The sequence below is a fragment of the Verrucomicrobiia bacterium genome (assembly GCA_035460805.1).
GTDB lineage: Bacteria > Patescibacteriota > UBA1384 > CAILIB01 > CAILIB01 > DATHWI01.
The window spans coordinates 1-17,936 of the sequence record DATHWI010000084.1; the positions used below are offsets into that span (position 1 = coordinate 1).

Consider the following 17,936-nt stretch of genomic DNA (forward strand, 5'->3'; position numbering starts at 1 on the left):
GCTGTCATAAAGCCAAAGGAGTTTCCTGTTTTTGGTCACAAGTATACCAACGCCGAATTGATTAACTTTATGATCCGTCACTCAGATAACACCAGTTTTCAAGTGTTGCTAAGGAATATGGGCACCGAAGACTTTAATCAAGCGTATGCAGACTTGCAGCTTCACTACCCAGACAACATCGTGTCCATTAACGACTACATGACCACCTATCAGTTTTCCCTTTTCTTCCGCACCCTCTTCAATGCAACCTACCTCAACCATGACAACTCGGAAGCCGCCCTCGCCCTCCTTGCGGGCGCAGAATACAAGAACGGGATTGTGGCAGGCATACCTAGCGGTACGCCGGTGGCACATAAGTTTGGCGTGGGCGCAGTAAGTCAGGCAGATGGCACGCTTCAGGGAGAGCTTCACGATTGCGGTATTATCTATCGCACGGATAACCCCTACCTTCTCTGTGTCATGACAAAAAGCAAGTCGTTGGACATGTCGGCGGTTGAAAAAACCATCGCTGCCATCTCCAATACCGTATATAGCAACTTAAAATAGGCCACCATGGGTTTCATCAACGTGGAGATTAAGGCGCGCGCCAAAGACCATAAGAAAATTCGCGCCTTGCTCTTGGAGCGAAAGGCGGAGGCAAAAGGCACAGACCACCAGGTGGATACCTATTTTATTGTGCCCAATGGGCGCTTAAAACTGCGCGAGGGAAACATTGAGAACAGCCTCATCTTTTACAACCGCCCCAACCAGGAAGGGCCAAAGCTGTCCGAAATAGTTTTTCACGATTTTGACCCTAAGGAGAACTTGAAAGAAGTGCTGGTAAAAGCACTCCCTACAAAAGTAGTGGTTGATAAGCAACGCGAGATATATTTCATTGGAAACCTCAAATTCCACCTGGATACCGTAGAGGGCCTGGGTACTTTTGTGGAAATTGAAGCGCGGGACTACGAGAATGTGATCGGCAAAGAAAAACTGCATGAGCAGTGCCAGGAATACGTAACCTTGTTTGGCATCAACGAGAAAGATCTCCTTGCCACTTCTTACAGTGATCTGCTCTTAGAAAAATAGGCCCCATGGCCTATTTTTTATGCGCCCTGTTGGTCGCAGTAATACTGCACCGCTTTGAGGTACCGTTCAGTCATTATGCTAGGAAGCCTAGCGTATTTCCGCTATACTCTTCCCGTCCACAATAAAAGTACACATGCCAACATCCACTACCGCCATATCTGTTGAAGGTCTTACGAAGGCCTTTGGTGAGAACAAGGTTCTTACCGATATCAATTTCTCCGTAGAACGCGGCAGTGTCTTTGCCCTCCTTGGTCCAAACGGCGCCGGGAAGACTACGGCTGTCCGCATCATGACCACCCTTCTCCAGGCTGATTCTGGAAAAGTAGTCATTGATGGTGTCACCGTTTCTGAAAATCCTGACGCCATCCGCAGCATGATTGGCCTTACCGGCCAGAATGCCGCTGTAGATGAAAAACTGACCGGCCTTGCCAACCTGCAAATGATTGGCAAGCTCTACCACCTCTCTACTGCAGATGCCAACCTCCGCGCACAGGAACTTATTGAGCAGTTTGAACTAGTAGACGCCGCCAACCGCCCTGCCAAGACGTATTCTGGCGGTATGCGCCGTCGCCTCGACCTGGCAGCCAGTCTCATTGTGTCCCCTCCCATCCTTTTCTTGGATGAACCCACTACCGGCCTTGACCCTCACAGCCGCAATACCATGTGGAACATTATCCGGGAGCTTGTATCCAAGGGAACCACCCTCCTTCTCACTACCCAGTACCTAGAAGAGGCTGACCAGCTGGCAGACCACATTGCTGTCATTGACCACGGCACGGTAATTGCCCAAGGAACCGCCACAGAGCTTAAGCGCTCGTTGGGCGGAGACCGTCTTGAGGTAGCTTTTGCAACGCCTGAGGATTTGGAGAAAGCAATGAAAGCCTTAAAAAAGTATTCCCCGCTTGCCAAGCCTGAGCAGTGCGAACTGACCGTTGAGGTGAAGAAAGGATTTGATCAGCTTGCAGAAGTTATTGCCGCCCTTAAAGCTGAAGGAATAAAGGTTGAACGCACAACGCTCCATGAGCCAACCTTGGATGACGTATTCCTCACCCTCACGGGACACAAAACAGAAATTGCCGCCTAACTTCCTACCATGCCTTCTACAACAACTGTCACACCTCTCAAGCGCGGCAAACTCTACTGGTTCTTCCATGACACCCTGGTGATTATGAAACGCAGTTTGCTGCATGTTAAAGCAGACCCTGAGCAGCTTCTGGGAATCACCCTACAGCCGATCATGTTCGTAGTGCTTTTCCGTTATGTATTTGGTGGCGCTATTAACACGGGTGGCGAATCCTACATCAACTTCTTGATGGCAGGTATCTTTGTGCAGACCATTACCTTTGGTGCCTCCATTACTGGCCTTACCATTGCCAGCGACTTGCAGCGCGGTATCATGGACCGCTTCCGTTCCTTGCCCATGAACAAGTCCGCCATCCTTACTGGGACGGTTATTTCGGACATGATTAAAAACTGTCTGGCCATTTTCGTCATGATTGTGACAGGCCTCATTGTAGGCTTCCGTCCTGACGCAGACATTATGGGCTGGCTGGCCGCTCTCGGACTCCTTATCCTGTTTTCCTTCGCTATCTCTTGGGTGTTTGCCATTGTAGGAATGAAAGGGAAAACCATCGAGTTCGTACAGCAAATGGGATTCCTCGTCCTATTCCCACTCACCTTCGTAAGCAGCACGTTCGTCCCAACCTCCACCATGCCTGCCGGCCTGCGTCCTTTTGCCGAGAACCAGCCCCTCACCCACATGGCAGAAGCAGTACGTGCCCTTCTCCTTAATAACCCAGTTGGTAACCATGGCTGGCTAGCGCTTGCCTGGAGCCTGGGCATCCTCCTAGTTGCCGTGCCAATTGCCATCAGCCTCTTCAAAAAGCAAGGCAAATAAGCAGAACAAAAGAAGGCCCGCCAGGGCCTTCTTTTAATGCAGCAATACCCTGTACAACCTGGTATAGTAGTCAAACTATGTTGCTTTCGCTTGATATCCAAGAAAAAACTGTCGGTACCGATAAGACACTCCTCAAGGATTGTTCCCTTGTCATACAGGAAAATTCTAAAGTTGGTCTTATTGGCAGAAATGGCGCCGGAAAGACCACCCTCTTCAATATTCTTTCTGGTAATGACACCGATTTCCTGGGAACTATCGAACAGCGCAGGAACCTCCGCGTAGTTCTCACCAAACAGGAGCACTTTGGCACGGCCTCCAGCACTCCGCTCCAGTACGTTATCGACTCCCTCCCCCGTTACGCAGAGCTCACAGAGATCATCACCAATTTCACTGAGCATCCCACCAGTGACCCTGACGATATCCAACGCTTCTTTGCTGCTCAGGAAGAATACACAGACCGTACCTACTGGAATGTTTCTGACCATATTCTAGAAAGCCTGGGCCGTTACGGAATTAGCAGGGAGCAGGCTGTCGCCCCATTCTCTCTCCTGTCTGGCGGTGAAAAGCGCTTCCTTGAGCTTGTCCGTGTTAGCTATGCAGACGCCGACCTAATCTTGCTCGATGAACCTACCAACCACATGGACTATGTGGGTAAGGCAGAATTCATTCGCTGGCTTAAAGACACCAAACACTCTGTTTGCCTGATCAGCCACGATCGGGACGTGCTGAATGTGGTGAATGAAATTGTTGAACTTAAAGACCAGAAGCTTCACCGTACACCGGGTAATTACGCTCACTACCTAAAGCAAAACAGCACCCGCACCCTTACCGCCGTTTCCAGCTACGAAGAATCACTCAAGCTTTCGGAAAAGCTGCACAACCAGTGGATGCTGGCCCGTGTCCGTAAACTGAAGGCAAAGTCTGACGCCGGGCGGAATAATGCCAAGACCCAAGAGCTTCGTTTTGAAAAAGCCTACAAAGAATTGCAGGCCACTATCGACCGGCCCAGTTTTTGGATTGATAAAGAAAGTGTAGATGCCACTAAGCCAAAGGCGCTTGAGGGATACCACAAGTACAAGAGCAAAAATATTCGCATCCGTCCTCAGGAGCTGGGTGAACACACCCAGGACCTACTTACCGTAGAAGACCTTTCTTTGGGTTATACTGAACCACTTTTCGACCATATTAAGTTCACCCTTGAGCATGGCAGTCAGGTGCAGCTTAAGGGACGGAATGGCGCTGGAAAGTCTACTCTCATCCAGGCCATTCTGGCCGCCGCACTCAACACACCTCTCACTTCCACCTGTTATAGCGGCATGATTACCGTCAACCCAAAAGCTCGGATTGGCGTATACAAACAGGAGGTCCCCGAGGCGCTCCTGGACCTGACCCTCAACGAAGCTGTTACAAAGCTCTACCAAGACCAGGGCCTCGGCATTACTGGCGATGAACTGCGCGCCCTACTAGGCAGCTACCTTTTTGAACCCATGCGCGATGGTGAGCTGCAGATTAGGAAGCTTTCAGGTGGGCAGAAGGCCCGCTTCCAACTCATCAGCATGCTCTCGGGCAAGCCCAATATCCTCATTCTAGACGAACCGACCAACCACCTAGACCTGCCTAGCATTGAGGAATTAGAAAGCGCCCTCACAGGATATGAAGGCGCTCTGCTCTATGTCAGCCACGACAGCTTCTTCGTCAACACCATAGGTGGCGATGTCGTAGAAATCTAATCTCTACGGCGCGTCAGGCTCTGGCGCCTTGAACCGGTTGGCTACGATGAAACTCTTGATCTTAAGCTGATCATAGGAATCGAGCTTGAGGAGCTTCCCCCAAGAAGCAACTGCGATAGGTGTGTCGTTTGCGCTACGCGCCGTCACAATTACCTTAGTATATGGACGGGCCAAGTTGGCAATATTTTTGATAGTCTCCTCATCCACTGAACCGGGTTTGTAAGAGATCCAAACATATCCATGTTCCAAGTTATGCACCAAGGTCTCATCTGCTAGTTCCGTATCGTAAATACCGGGGGCCGAAGGAGTCACGTAGTGCGGTCCGGAAGTTGGCGGGTTGGAGTTATAGGGATCGTGTGCCGCACCTACTTCGATGTGCTGCTGGCCTTGGATTTCAAAGGTATCGCCAATTTCAGCAATGAGCTCTTCTTTTGGCTGCCGCATGGTTGCCCACACCGCAAGGCCAATGAGAGCGATACAGAGGACAAGCGCCCCCACTACAACGCCAGCCATGCCAAATGACCGCTGAGGACCGTAGTACCGCTCAGTTAAGGTGGGCTCATCCCGTCGTGCCGCAATTTCTCGTGAACGTTTTCCCATAGTGTGTAGCGCTGATCAGACTTCCTTACACTACTAGAATTATCCCTTCTTACCTAGCCTGTGGTATAAATCCAGTGAGCCATACCATCGCTAGACTTACTACACATGATCCCTCAGGAAACACGGCTCGGAACAGTTACACTCCTCGTACAGGACCTAGCCTTACTCACCCGTTTTTATACGGAGGTACTCCGCTTTTCTACCCTCAGCCAAACCGGAGGGCGGGTAATTTTAGGTCATACAGGGAAACCTCTCCTTATCCTCATAAAAGGGCCTGGCCTTCCTTTCGCCGATCCCCATGAAGCAGGCCTCTATCACATCGCCTTCCTCTACTCATCAGGCGGCTTACTTGCCCGTACGTTGCAGAGTGTCCTCGCTAAGGCTCCGGGCCTTTTCCAAGGAGCAAGTGACCACCTGGTAAGCCAGGCTTTCTACCTAACCGACCCAGAAGGGAACGGTGTTGAACTCTACCTAGACCGCCCACGCTCGGAGTGGAAAATTTCAGGTGGTCACATAGAAATGGGAAGCCTCCCTATTAATCTGGATTCTTTCCTCAGTGTGAACGGCTATTTGCCAGATACGGGCCACATTACAGTTGGCCATATCCACCTTCGAATAGGAAACATTGAGGAGGCCCGCTCCTTTTACGGAGAAGTGCTAGGTTTTGATGAAGTCATGACAATGCCCTCTGCCCTGTTCATTTCTGCAGGGGGTTATCACCACCATATAGGCCTAAATACCTGGGAAAGTGCCGGCGCAGGAAAGCGCATTCCATCCTTAGGGCTGGAGCACTTTCAGATAATCGTTCCCACCATTCCCGACATCCACGGTATTAAAAGCCACCTCGCGGCAAAGGATGTTCCCTACTCAGAAGATACAAACCTGACTTTTATAGACCCTTGGGGCATTACTATTGAGGTTGCCGCGGAAGAAGCTTCCCTATGAACTCAACCCATCGCATTCTTATTGCCATCCCCTTTATTGTCCTACTGGCAGGCGTGGCTTTTTGGCAGAAGAAAAACACTGAACTCACCGCATCCCCCACTTCTTCACCTACCATTGTCCAAGCAGCTCCTCTCCCTGCTGTCACACCAGAGCCAACTCCCACATACCAAACCCTTAAGGCAACCGACTTCCTTCCTGTAGCCAGCGTCTATAATTACCAAGCCCAAATCCCTACGGGCTGGAAGGTGGATGTCCAAGAGGAAAATGAGTCGGTAAACATATATGATCCCGCAGCCGAGGGTATAAACAACTTAGGGAAATCCCAGATATTTATCCGGTACTTTAAGGCCAGCACATTCCTCACACTCTCCACCGTTACTATCCATGAGCGGGTTGAAACCACCGCCTCAGGAAGACCGGCGGTCCGTTACGTCATTGAGAAAAAAGCTGGGGTCCCAAACTTTGCCAATCAGCCCAGCTGGCGCAACGAGAAGCATACTGTCACCGACATTCGCTCTACGGACAACAATCCTACCTACTTTTACGTTGTCGCCAAACGGCCAGGGCTTTCCGAGGAGATATACTCGCATTTTCTCCAAAACATCGCGCTTAACCCATAGGGGGAAACCCTGGAATTAATGGGCAAAATCCATTAAGGTTATCGCACATGTATAAGGCACCACGGCGGCGGCGCATCAATAAAAAAAGGCTTGTCGTACTTGCGACACTCGTACTGCTCTGCGGCATTTTTGGCATAGGCCTGTCACGGCTTTTAAGCAGCCAAGCAGAGGAAGACCCCTACCCTCGCCTGACCGTAACTAGCCCTTATCCCACTAGCACACCTCGCGCCACGGCAAAGGCTACACCTAAGCCTACCGCGACACCCGACACGGTAAACCTTCCTAAATCTTTCTCCACGGAAATGGCGTTCACGTCACAAGCTACCCATGCCATTTGGGACAGCCTAGCCAAAGAGACGTGTGAGGAAGCATCAGCCCTTATGGCGCAGTGGTGGGTCCTTGGCAAGCAGGGGGAGAAAAGTGAGAAAGTCCAGAACAGGATCCCGCCAGACACTGCCCGTGCACAATTAGTAGAAATCACGGAGTGGGAAGAGAAGACCTTTGGGTTTCACTTAGATACTACCGCCGCCCAAACCCTTCGTTTCTTGCAAGAGAAGTTGGGTGTAAAGAACTCCAAGCTCACGACAGATATTACTGCCCGCTCCCTAAAAGAGGAGCTGGTAAAAGGTAATATCATCATTTTGCCCCTGGCGGGCAGAAGGTTGAACAACCCCTACTTCACCCCTCCGGGACCCCCTTACCACAACCTAGTTGTACGCGGGTATGATGAACGCGGCTTCATTACCAATGACCCCGGCATGAACACCAAGGGTGAGAACTACATGTACCCGGAGGATGTCCTCATTAGTGCTGTACATGATTGGACGGGAAACCCCGACACCATCGAGCAGGGTCAGAAAATTGGCATTATTGTAGGAAAGTAGTCAGCGCACCACAAACGCTTTTTCCAACTCAGCCCGTACCATGGCATGAGAAGCCGTGTAAATGCGGAGCTCCTGCACTGCCGACCCTCCCACCACGGTAACTTTAAGGCAAGCCGGCTCGTCCACCACCTTAAGCACTACCGTGCTTTTTGAACCGCCAGGACGGATAAGACCCGGCAGGATACGCTTCACTTCCTCCAATCGCTGGAGGAGGTTCACCACATCCACCGCCTCATGAATGAGGGTGGAGTGACGCTTGGCTTTTTTTGGCCCTCGGTATACTGGCATACCGTCATAGTAGCAACAAAGCGCGATACTCCATCATCACCCTGGTATACTGTAATGAGAATGACTGCCCGCACCCTTCAGTTTTCTCCCCGTTGGTTGAGGCCCACCTTCTGGGGCGCCGTTGCGCTTCTCCTACTAGGAAGTGGCTATATTGTGTATGGCGCCCAAGAAAATACGAAGCGTTCCGCAGAGAACACCAGGCTGACGGCCGAAAACTTTTCTACCCACACGAATGCCGTTAAAGCCTACCGCTCCTTGTTAGCCACAATTGCGGCAGCCAAGGAGAAGGGTGTAGATACTGCCGCATTTGAAGAAGAGGCAAAGAGCATTTCCGCCCTTCTTATCGCAGAAGATTATGACGCGGTTACCTTGGCTATCACCACCCAAGTCGCGGCACTCACTGAGCAACTCGCAAATACTGAGGCCGCCCAGGCAGCGGCAGAGGCTGAAGCTAAAAAGTACGGTACACTCTCCCTTACCATTGCTAACGGCGCCGGGGCCGCTGTCAGCGCACAGCCCACAGAAGGAAGCCCAGTTACCGGCACCGCCAACGACCAAGGCATAGTGGAGATGAAACTACTGACTGGCACATACGTCCTTACCATTACCAAATCTGGCTTTCAAACAGCCACCGTGCCAGACATCACCATCGTAAGCAAAGAGACTGCCACCAAGAGTGCAGTACTTACGGCAACCCCTGTCGTTTCAATAGCCACTCCTAAAGCCACCGCCAAAGCGACAGCCACACCAACAGCCACTCCCACCACCACTCCAAGCAGCTCGACCGAACACAGTTCTTACCGTCGCTCCACTGTGAGCACGAGCCGAGGTGCATTTACCGCAGACATTATGGAGTTTGAGCTGGGGCCAGGAAAAATTAAGGTGCTTACAGATACGGCCTCAGACAGCGACTGCAGCAATGACTGCCCCACTCTTTCCATTAAAGGTTATGCGGACCGTTACAACGGGGTAGTGGGCGCCATGAACGGCACCTACTTCTGTCCCGCAGATTACGCTTCGTGCTCCTCTGAGGTAGGAAGCTTTTTCTGGAAGATCAAGAACCCGCGCATCAACACCATGATCAATGCTTCCAATGGCTTAGGTGAAAACGACGGCTTCCTTACCTTTAACTCCAGTGGTACCGCCACCTACTACAACACCTGGAGTAGCGCCCCTTCCGTGTATGCAGGCATTAACCACAAACCCTCCGTGGTGAAGAACGGGGCATACAATGTTGATGAAAATACTTTGGATGAGAAACAGCGTACCTCAAAAATTACGCGTGGCGGGATTGGTCTGAAAGGCCAAACGCTCTTTGCCGTCATTGTTCAGTCTGCCACTGTCATGGACTTGGGAGCTGTTATGGAAGCTTTGGATACAGATGTGGCACTTAACTTGGATGGAGGAGGTTCCGCTGCCATGTGGTACAACGGTGCCTATAAGCGTGGGCCTGGACGGTCAGTCCCTAACGCCTTGGTATTTGTTCAGCAATGAAAAAAGAGAGCCGGTTGGCTCTCTTTTGGTTTAAGGAATCTCAGGTTGCGGCGGCGGTTTGCCGTGCGCACCTGCAATATCGTAGTGCGTCCCAGTTCGGGAACGCCCTATGATAGTGTTGGTCTTCATAGCGTCGTGATTTGTAAAGTTGACCCCCGGGATGAATGCATGGGTCAGGGCAGTACAAGAAAAGAACACATGTCCCCCAGCCAATTCCTCCATGACGTACGTCTTGTCCGGGTCTATGCCGGCGTCAATGAGACTCTGACGCAGACACCGGTCCTCCTCTGAGTCGGAGAAGTACGGGCGCTGCTCAAAGTAACCACCGCTGCACTTGGCAATAACCGCGGCAATCACCCCTTCCGGACCACCACCCGAACCCGCAGCAATATCCACGTTGTGATGCGGCTGTACCACCCGTACTGCAGAGCCAATATCCCCAGCGTCAATAGGGCTAGCAATGGCCCCTGTTCGCCGGATAGCATCTACTATGTACTGGTTCCTCTCACGATCCAAGTACTCTACCACGATCACTTTTTTGAGTTTCTCGCGCGCAAACAGGATTAGGGCTTCCATTGGCTGGCCAATAAGAGGAAGGGCAGGGTCTAGTGTCCAATCACCGTAGGTGAACTTCTTCCCTCCTTCCGCCGCCTCCTTTAAGGCATGTGCCAACTCTGGGCCGACACACCGCTTTTCTGCATAGCACTCGGGTGCCCGCCAAAGCGTGCCCTCACCACTAATGGCTCCTGCCAGAACAGCTATGGCACCAGGCTTATTCTTAGCCGCCAGCTGTGTACCATCAATGGGGTCGACAGCTACAAGCACATGAGGCAGTTCACACCTCACACCCACAGCAGTACCACCCAGCTCCTCGTCCAACTTAAAGCCAGGTGCCTCGTCCAAGTCACCCTCGCCAATGGCAATACGGAGCAGAAGTGGGCATCTGTCTAAGACGCCCCGCATTCCGTCCGTACCCAACTGGTCAATGAGCATTTTGTCGCCACGCCCCAAGGCAAAGACGGCGCGCATAGCGGCCGCAATAGTTGCCGCCTGGAAGATGCTCAAGACACGTCGCTCAAGGTCTTCAATTGTCGTTTTCTCTCGTAATGTGAATGTTCTTCTTCTGCCCAATTCGGCCTCCTAAGATGGATGCATCCTAGCAAAAGACTCCTCCCCCGTCGACCCTTAGGGACCCACTCTGTTTCCCCACCCACCTCAACCTGCGGTACAATAAAGTACACATAACCAAATGGGGCATGCTGACACAGGACGACATTATTTATTTCATCGTGACCGACCGGTTTGCCAATGGCGACCATGAGAACGATTTTGATGTAGATACAAATAGCTGGGATGAGTACCACGGCGGTGATTTTGCCGGCATTGAGGACCGTATCCCCTACCTTCAGAGCTTAGGGGTTACCGCATTGTGGATCACACCCGTCTACCAGCAGATATTTCCCGATGCGCACCATCGTGATTTTCATGGAGCCCCTTATCATGGCTATTGGCCATACAACTTTGAAAAGGTAGACCCTCACCTTTACAGTCCAAAGCCAGGCATTGAAGAGGGTAGCAAGCGCTACCTAAAGGATTTGGTAGACCAGCTTCATGCTGCTGGCATAAAAGTCATTTTAGACATGGTAGTCAACCATACGGGGTATGACCACCCTGCTACTACCAATGCCGAGTGGGGAGCCATCAAGCCACACTGGTTCAATACCCCTCGAGGCGAGCAAGAAGTTGGCGATATTGGCTCTTGGCTCAACTCCCTCCCCGACCTTAAACAGGACGAACCGGAAGTGGCCGATTACTTTACCCGGGTCATTGCGGATTGGATTGAGGAAACGGGTGTGGATTGTATCCGCATGGATACTGCCAAGCACGTGGAAAGCCTGTTCTGGCAGTACTACAAAACCACGGTCACGAGTAAGTTCCCCACCACCACGCTCCTCGGTGAGGTTTTAGAGTATGACATCGATAAGATTTCTGCCTACCAGCAACACTTTGCCTTTAACTCGCTATTTGATTTCCCACTGCAAAACGCCATTCAGCGCATTTTCATCAATGGCGAGTCCTTGCAGCAAATTTCTTCCCCTTTCAGCGGGCTCAACCAGCAGGGCAGCGGCATCCTTAACCAGGACACCCACTACACCAATCACAATGTACTAGTCACCCTCTTGGATAACCACGACTTGGGTGCCCGCTTCTTTACACGCGCGTTGGACAAATCGCAAGGAGACCGCGAATGGGCTCTCTACACGCTCAAGCTTGCACTTACGTTCTTGTTGACCACGCGTGGTATTCCCCAAATTTATTACGGGACGGAACTTGCCCTGGAGGGCGGTGACTACCACTACAACCGGCCGGACATGCCGTGGCACCTTTTGAAGGATGGCCTCTCCCCTGAAAAGGATACTGAAGCCGCAAGTGCCCACGGCCTGGTGAAGCACCTCATTAAGCTGCGCAAAGAGTCTGAGGCCCTTAGGTATGGTGAGCAAATCACCTTGTATGTGGGCGACCGTCAGTATGTGTACCTACGGAAATATAGGGATGACTGGGCGATCGTTGTGCTGAATTTGGACGAGAACGACATGCAGTTCCCACTCACTATCGACATCGCCAACAACCCCCAACTCCCGCCACAGTTACGCGCCATGATGATGGCCCAGCAGTACAGGGATGCCCTTGGGGTGTTCCCTGACGGGACCATTACCGATGGCGCACTCCACTTACAGATGCCCAAGCGCACTGCCAGCATCCTCATGCCTTGCTAGGAACAAAAAAAGCGCAGGCCTTACGGCCTGCGCAGAAGCGTTTGCTCCAGGAGGAGCTGCACCAACACTTCCCGGGTGAGAGGTGAGGTGCGGAGACCGACCGCCCGCGAAAGTTCAAAGAACTGGATGTCCTCCAAACCGCGGATATACCGCTTGTCCGGCCCTTCCTTGGAAACGAGGGCATGGTAGCATTGGGCACCGTGAACGGTGTGCGCATGCCAGAGCGGCGTGAGACACCGGTAGTTCGGCAACCTACTAGCCAGGAACTGTTCATGACTGAGCCCCGGCACCATGGTACTTGTGGGCATTTCCCACTGAGTCCCAAAGCGGAAGAGCAGGATGTAGTTGCAGCCCGCCCTTGCGTTGAGAAGTTCCAAAGCCCAGTTCATGGCCCACCCTTGTTTAAGAGGATGCGCGTATCCGTCCCCACCGTATTGCTAGGCAGGGTAAGATTGCTCTTCAGCCATGACATCTTCTTTACCGGGTCATGATAGACCAGCTTCCAGGAGTCGGGCCCGAGGAAGGCAAAGTACCGGTAGATACCCTGCCGGCACAAGATGGCTGATACCATGATACTTTGCGCAAAGATAAGGGTACTTATCCTGTCCTGCTTATGCTGGCGCTCGATATATGCCTTTTGCATGGCATCTTTCCCTTCCTTTTCCAACCTGCCGTCATAATGGGCAGTTAGGAGAAGTGGGAAGGTTGACTGGTACAACTCATCCAGGGCTTTGTCCTCGAATGCCGATTCCTTGTAGTGCACAGGAACTAGCACCTGGTGGGATGCGTCCTGCGCCAGAGCTTTTTCACAAGACTCCCGCGAAGGTGGGTTATGTTGGGCGGCCACCAAGGCTAAACGCTGGATCCACTCCAGGAATAGAGCCCGTGCGTCTTCGCGTGACATGTCCAGGGCAGAGAGGACTACCCTGCGGAAGCCATGCCAGTTGTAGGCAAGCTCCGGGTCAAAGACGATTCGCTGCACAAGGTTTTTCTGTGCGTCTTCTGCCAGTGGCGCCGTAAGCTTGATACCCTCCACGTAGAGAGGGAACAGCTTAGGATTCACGAATGAAAGTGAGACCGATTCCTCGGCCTCTTCGGTACGAGGTTTGTTTGCCATATAAGTGCTCCCTTTTTCAGGGTACGAAGCTGGCGTGATTCTCACAGAAACCAAGCAAAAGGTCAATAACAAAACTGCACCCCGGAGGGTGCAGTTTTACAGAACCGTTAGTTCCCGGCTTTCTTAGCCTTTTGACGAGTGCTACCGTCGAGGATTTTCTTGCGCAGACGGAGGCTCTGAGGGGTTACCTCTAGAAGCTCATCGTCTTCCAAGAAGTCCAGACACTGCTCCAAGCTGAATACCGTAGGAGGGGTAAGCTGGAGGGAATCATCGGAACCAGAGGCACGGACGTTGGTCAGCTTCTTTTCCTTACAGACATTAATCTCAATGTCATCTTCACGGCCATTAAGGCCAATGATCATCCCCGCGTAGACCTCAGTCTGTGGTGGGATAAAGGTAATGCCACGTCCTTGCGCAACATCCAAACCATATCCCACAGCCTTGCCCGCTTCGGAGGCAATCAGCACACCGTTGCGCATCTGTGGGATGAGGGTGCCGGCCGGCTCGTAGCGAAGGAACAGTGAGTTCATAACAGCCGTCCCACGCGAAAGCGTCAGGAGCTGAGTACGAAGGCCAAGCATTCCACGGGTAGTAATCTCGAAGGTAAGGCGGACGGAACCATCGCTGTTATCTTCTTGGGAATGGAGGATGCCCTTACGGCGACCTACTTCACCCGTGGCAGCGCCAACGTATTCAGCAGGAACATCGATAGTAAGCTCTTCCACTGGCTCCACAGTAACGCCATCAACCACCTTGGTAATAACCATAGGCTTGCCCACCTGCAGCTCGAAACCTTCACGACGGAGGGTTTCAATGAATACCGCCAGGTGTAGCTCACCACGGCCAGAGAGAATATATTCTCCGTTTTCGCCCATATCCATACGCATGGACACGTTGTGCTCAAGCTCTTGCTTGATACGGTCAAGCAAGTGGCGGCTCGTTACAAACTTACCTTCGCGGCCAGCAAATGGAGAAGTATTGGCACCAAGGCCCATTTTCAGGGTTGGCTCTTCAATGGCAATAGAAGGTAGTGCGTCTGGTGTAGCTGGGTCGGTAATGGTATCGCTAATACCTGCGGCTTTTACGCCAGTAAGGAAGACAATGTCCCCGGCCTTTGCTTCTGGAACTTCAACCCGGGTAAGGCCCTGGCTTACGTACACACGTTCAATGCGTGCGTTTTCCTTGGACCCGTCTTTGGCATGGATAAGCGCCACATTCATAGCGGGCTTGGCAACACCACGGATAACGCGGCCAACGGCATATTTGCCCTGGTAGTTGTCCCAGTCAAGAGCGGAAACGAGCAACTGGAAGGGAGCATTCTCATCACCCTTAGGTGCTGGGACGTGGTCAACAATTGCCTCAAAAATAGGGGTAAGGTCTGCAGCGGCAGCAGGATCAGCAGGCATTTCTGCCCAAGCCTTACCTTCACGGCCGATGGCGTAGTAAATAGGAAACTCCAACTGGGAGTCATCGGTAGCCAGGTCCAAGAAGAGATCGTATGTCTTGGAAAGGACTTCATCAACGCGGGAATCGCGCTTGTCGATTTTATTAACGACAACAATAGGACGGAGGCCAAGGCCAAGGGCCTTTTTCAGTACGAACTTGGTCTGAGGCATTGGGCCTTCTTGGGCATCAACCACAAGAATGACACCATCAGCCATGCTAAGAGTGCGCTCTACCTCACCACCAAAGTCTGCGTGACCTGGTGTATCGATAATATTGATCTTCACCCCGTTGTAGGTAACGGCGGTGGTTTTAGCCAAAATAGTAATACCGCGCTCACGCTCCTGGTCATTGGAGTCCATGATTAGGTCTTGGGTCATGGCAGCCTCGTTCTCACGGAACGTTTTGGACTGCTTCAAAAGACCATCCACAAGTGTGGTTTTACCGTGGTCTACGTGGGCGATAATAGCGACGTTGCGGATGTGCATAAAAGGTTTGGGCAGGCCCCTCAGGGCTCAAAATAAAAAGCGGCTAGTGAGCCGTTTATGTTCTGAGTAACAGTAGCAGATACAGGTGAGGATGTCCACCCTACAGGTTGACAGATAGAGCGTCTCCTGCCATATTCCCACTCAATGGTATGTATGAAACGCCTTATGTTCGGGGAACTCCCCTTTCACATAAACCCCGCCCGTCTCACTCAGTTTGAGGTAATCGCCGAGTCTGATGGTATTGCAGTAGTGACGTTCTATGGCGACCATGGGACAATCGCTGAGTATGCCTACACACCGAAGGATCCTCAAAGACAGGTAACTTCGCAAGAGGTCACCAAGCTGGAGAAGAGCATCTTAATAGCGCTCAACGACCCGACGGCCAGCGAGTTCACCATCCACCTCCCCGAATCGGAAGGTACATGGGGACTGCACTGATCCACGCCCCCTACAAAGCCCACTCAGCCGAGTGGGTCTTTTTAATTCGTAATAAAGGCGTTGGCAATAACCTCACGCACCGTGGTAAGGCCTTGCTCCACCTTGTTCATACCGTCCTGGAGTAACGTATGGTACCCGTTTTGGACAAGCTGTTGGGTAATCTGACGCTCGGTTGCCCCCCGGGTAACCAACGCACGGACCTGCTCGTCCACCGTCATAACTTCAATGATAGGCATGCGGCCTTTGTAACCCGTCATCGCACAAGCCTCGCAACCAGGGCCAATCATCTGCTTCTCTAAGCGGCGGCCGGTAATGCGAAAGAACATCTCCCCCTCTTCGGGTGATGGTTCCATCATGCGGCCACACACCGTACAACCGCGGCGGACAAGGCGCTGGGAGATAGAACCAATGAGCGCATTGTTGATGAAGAACTTATCAATCCCCAAGTCCACCAAACGGGAAATGGAGCTGACGGCGCTGTTGGCGTGAATAGTAGAGAGCACCAAGTGGCCGGTCAAAGAAGCCTCAACGGCAATGTGTGCAGTCTCGGCGTCGCGGATTTCCCCCACAAAGACTACGTCCGGGTTAAGGCGAAGGATAATCTTCAAACCCTCGGCAAACGTAACGCCGTGCTCTACATCTACCTGCATCTGGTTTAGGCCAGGAATGATGTACTCGATAGGGTCCTCAACGGACACTATGTTCTTGTGCTCGGAGTTGAGCGTGTGCAGCGAGCTATAGAGAGTAGATGTTTTACCAGACCCAGTAGGTCCGCAAATGAGGATGAGACCGGCGTGTGAGGCAAGCAAGTTGCGGTAATCCTTCTCTTCTTTGCCCTTAAGCCCAATGTCTTGCAGGGTGAACTGGGTGGAGCGGCGGTCGTGCAAGCGAAGTACCACCATTTCACCGCTGGTAGTACTGGCTACTGCAGTACGGGCATCGATCTGCGTTTCAGGACGCTCAAAGACAATCTTTCCTTCCTGGGAAGAGTTGTGCTGAGTAATGTCTAATCCTGCCATTACCTTGAGGCGGGAAACACTGTTCAGGAACAGGTCAGACGGGACGCGGGTAGCAACTTGGAGGATACCATCGATACGCACGCGGATGAGGCCCTCTTCAGGCTGAGGCTCGAAGAGGACGTCCGATGCGCCCTGTTCAATGGCGTAGTCGATAATGAGGTCAAGGAGTTCCGGCGCGGCATCGTCGCGCTCAAGGATCTTATCCAGCTGTTCCTGGCGTTCAGCACCAAGAATGGAGACAGCTGCCGTAGGCTCTGCCGAGATGATTCCCCCCTGGTCTGTAGTTTCCTGCCCCTCTTCCATATACGCTTAGTGTATCATAGAAAGTGCCATGAAAATCGCAATATGCTCCACCAACGAAGTGCCAATGCAGGTCCCTGCGGGAGTTGTATATGCCCCCGCGGCCACCCGTCTTCTGATTGCTCAGGAACTTGCCAACCGCGGCCACGACGTTACCCTGTATTGCTCAGAAGACACGATAGTGGAAGCACCGCTTAAGAAAGTCTCCTGCGGCATTGATTCCATCTATAAGCAAAAGCTGGACAACCCGGGAACCACTTTTAGCTCCACTTACAGTTGGACGACGGACAATGTGCTCTACGCTGAAATGTATGCCCGAGCCGCTGCCGGAGAGCACGACATTATTTTGGCTAGCAACCCGTTCCGGGTCATGCCGTTTTTGGCGCAAGCCAAAGTCCCTACGGTGATTACGCTGCACGACCAACTTGGTCACAATCACACGCTCCTCCCCCACTTTGCCAAGTATGAGAACCACTGGTATGTGACCATCAGCAACGCACAGCGCACCCCGCTCCCAGACCTTCGTTACTTGACCACCATTTACCATGGCCTAGATGTAAACTCCATGCCGTATGGCGAAGTGGCCGATGACTACTTTGTTTACTTTGGCCGGATGGTGGAGGACAAGGGCGTCCTGGATGCTATCGAAACCGCAAAGCGGGCAGGTGTGAAACTGAAGCTGGTTGGCCCTCACTTTGAAGGCGAGGCTGCAGCGGCGTACTGGAAAGAAATCAGCCAGCATATTGATGGTGAACAAATTGAATACCTAGGCTCATTGGGGAAAGACGAGCTCTTCCCTATAGTGTCCAAGGCCAAGGCCTTCATTAA

At 52.2% G+C, this 17,936-nt stretch carries 19 protein-coding genes; 12 read left to right on the top strand and 7 right to left on the bottom strand.

Annotated elements, in window-relative coordinates; all coding sequences use genetic code 11:
- The 5 genes from VLA04_03190 to VLA04_03210 form a co-directional block, all read left to right on the top strand.
- On the top strand, window positions 1-546 hold a 546-nt coding region (locus VLA04_03190; protein HSI20687.1), incomplete at its 5' end, for a serine hydrolase.
- Window positions 547-552: 6 nt separating this feature from the next.
- Window positions 553-1,068 (top strand): class IV adenylate cyclase, encoded by a 516-nt coding sequence (locus VLA04_03195; protein HSI20688.1) that lies wholly within the window; start codon window positions 553-555, stop codon window positions 1,066-1,068.
- Window positions 1,069-1,201: 133 nt separating this feature from the next.
- Entirely contained in the window at window positions 1,202-2,152 is a 951-nt protein-coding gene (locus VLA04_03200) for an ATP-binding cassette domain-containing protein (protein ID HSI20689.1), read from the top strand.
- 9 nt (window positions 2,153-2,161) lie between these two features.
- Complete coding sequence (locus VLA04_03205; GenBank protein ID HSI20690.1) at window positions 2,162-2,965, top strand: ABC transporter permease; 804 nt, start codon at window positions 2,162-2,164, stop codon at window positions 2,963-2,965.
- A 77-nt stretch (window positions 2,966-3,042) separates the two neighbouring features.
- On the top strand, window positions 3,043-4,695 hold the full coding sequence (locus VLA04_03210; GenBank protein HSI20691.1) for an ABC-F family ATP-binding cassette domain-containing protein: 1,653 nt from the start codon (window positions 3,043-3,045) through the stop codon (window positions 4,693-4,695).
- A 3-nt stretch (window positions 4,696-4,698) separates the two neighbouring features.
- Here VLA04_03210 and VLA04_03215 read toward each other — a convergent pair whose 3' ends face one another.
- A complete protein-coding gene (locus tag VLA04_03215; protein ID HSI20692.1) occupies window positions 4,699-5,295 on the bottom strand; it encodes a DUF3105 domain-containing protein in 597 nt (198 codons plus the stop codon).
- A gap of 105 nt (window positions 5,296-5,400) precedes the next feature.
- Here VLA04_03215 and VLA04_03220 point away from each other — a divergent pair, with 105 nt between their 5' ends.
- The 3 genes from VLA04_03220 to VLA04_03230 are packed head-to-tail and all read left to right on the top strand — an operon-like array spanning window position 5,401 to window position 7,744.
- A complete protein-coding gene (locus tag VLA04_03220) occupies window positions 5,401-6,240 on the top strand; it encodes a VOC family protein (GenBank protein HSI20693.1) in 840 nt (279 codons plus the stop codon).
- Window positions 6,237-6,860: a hypothetical protein gene (locus VLA04_03225; GenBank protein ID HSI20694.1), complete on the top strand. Its 624-nt coding sequence runs from the start codon at window positions 6,237-6,239 to the stop codon at window positions 6,858-6,860. The genes VLA04_03220 and VLA04_03225 overlap by 4 nt, the downstream gene beginning before the upstream one ends.
- Window positions 6,861-6,907: 47 nt before the next feature.
- Entirely contained in the window at window positions 6,908-7,744 is an 837-nt protein-coding gene (locus tag VLA04_03230; protein ID HSI20695.1) for a hypothetical protein, read from the top strand.
- Here the strand turns inward: VLA04_03230 and VLA04_03235 are convergent, their stop codons facing one another.
- On the bottom strand, window positions 7,745-8,032 hold the full coding sequence (locus VLA04_03235) for a DUF2103 domain-containing protein (protein HSI20696.1): 288 nt from the start codon (window positions 8,030-8,032) through the stop codon (window positions 7,745-7,747).
- A 60-nt stretch (window positions 8,033-8,092) separates the two neighbouring features.
- Here VLA04_03235 and VLA04_03240 point away from each other — a divergent pair, with 60 nt between their 5' ends.
- Window positions 8,093-9,526 carry a phosphodiester glycosidase family protein gene (locus tag VLA04_03240; protein ID HSI20697.1) on the top strand — a complete coding sequence of 478 codons (1,434 nt, stop codon included), beginning with the start codon at window positions 8,093-8,095 and terminating at the stop codon, window positions 9,524-9,526.
- A 30-nt stretch (window positions 9,527-9,556) separates the two neighbouring features.
- On the opposite strand, the gene VLA04_03245 is transcribed toward VLA04_03240, so the two are convergent.
- A complete protein-coding gene (locus VLA04_03245) occupies window positions 9,557-10,591 on the bottom strand; it encodes a fructose-bisphosphatase class II (protein HSI20698.1) in 1,035 nt (344 codons plus the stop codon).
- Between the two features lie 191 nt (window positions 10,592-10,782).
- On the opposite strand from VLA04_03245, the gene VLA04_03250 reads away from it, so the two are divergent.
- Window positions 10,783-12,303 (top strand): alpha-amylase family glycosyl hydrolase, encoded by a 1,521-nt coding sequence (locus tag VLA04_03250; protein HSI20699.1) that lies wholly within the window; start codon window positions 10,783-10,785, stop codon window positions 12,301-12,303.
- A gap of 20 nt (window positions 12,304-12,323) precedes the next feature.
- Here VLA04_03250 and VLA04_03255 read toward each other — a convergent pair whose 3' ends face one another.
- The 3 genes from VLA04_03255 to typA all read right to left on the bottom strand — a co-directional run bounded on the left by VLA04_03255 (window position 12,324) and on the right by typA (window position 15,351).
- Window positions 12,324-12,692: a hypothetical protein gene (locus tag VLA04_03255; GenBank protein HSI20700.1), complete on the bottom strand. Its 369-nt coding sequence runs from the start codon at window positions 12,690-12,692 to the stop codon at window positions 12,324-12,326.
- Window positions 12,689-13,420: a hypothetical protein gene (locus VLA04_03260; protein HSI20701.1), complete on the bottom strand. Its 732-nt coding sequence runs from the start codon at window positions 13,418-13,420 to the stop codon at window positions 12,689-12,691. The genes VLA04_03255 and VLA04_03260 overlap by 4 nt, the downstream gene beginning before the upstream one ends.
- 107 nt (window positions 13,421-13,527) lie before the next feature.
- Complete coding sequence (gene typA, locus VLA04_03265; protein HSI20702.1) at window positions 13,528-15,351, bottom strand: translational GTPase TypA; 1,824 nt, start codon at window positions 15,349-15,351, stop codon at window positions 13,528-13,530.
- A gap of 153 nt (window positions 15,352-15,504) precedes the next feature.
- Between typA and VLA04_03270 the strand changes: the two genes are divergently transcribed.
- Window positions 15,505-15,789 (top strand): hypothetical protein, encoded by a 285-nt coding sequence (locus VLA04_03270; GenBank protein HSI20703.1) that lies wholly within the window; start codon window positions 15,505-15,507, stop codon window positions 15,787-15,789.
- 41 nt (window positions 15,790-15,830) lie between these two features.
- On the opposite strand, the gene VLA04_03275 is transcribed toward VLA04_03270, so the two are convergent.
- Window positions 15,831-17,111: a GspE/PulE family protein gene (locus VLA04_03275; protein ID HSI20704.1), complete on the bottom strand. Its 1,281-nt coding sequence runs from the start codon at window positions 17,109-17,111 to the stop codon at window positions 15,831-15,833.
- Between the two features lie 28 nt (window positions 17,112-17,139).
- Here VLA04_03275 and VLA04_03280 point away from each other — a divergent pair.
- Window positions 17,140-17,936: glycosyltransferase (locus tag VLA04_03280; GenBank protein ID HSI20705.1), on the top strand; the 797-nt coding region annotated here is incomplete at its 3' end.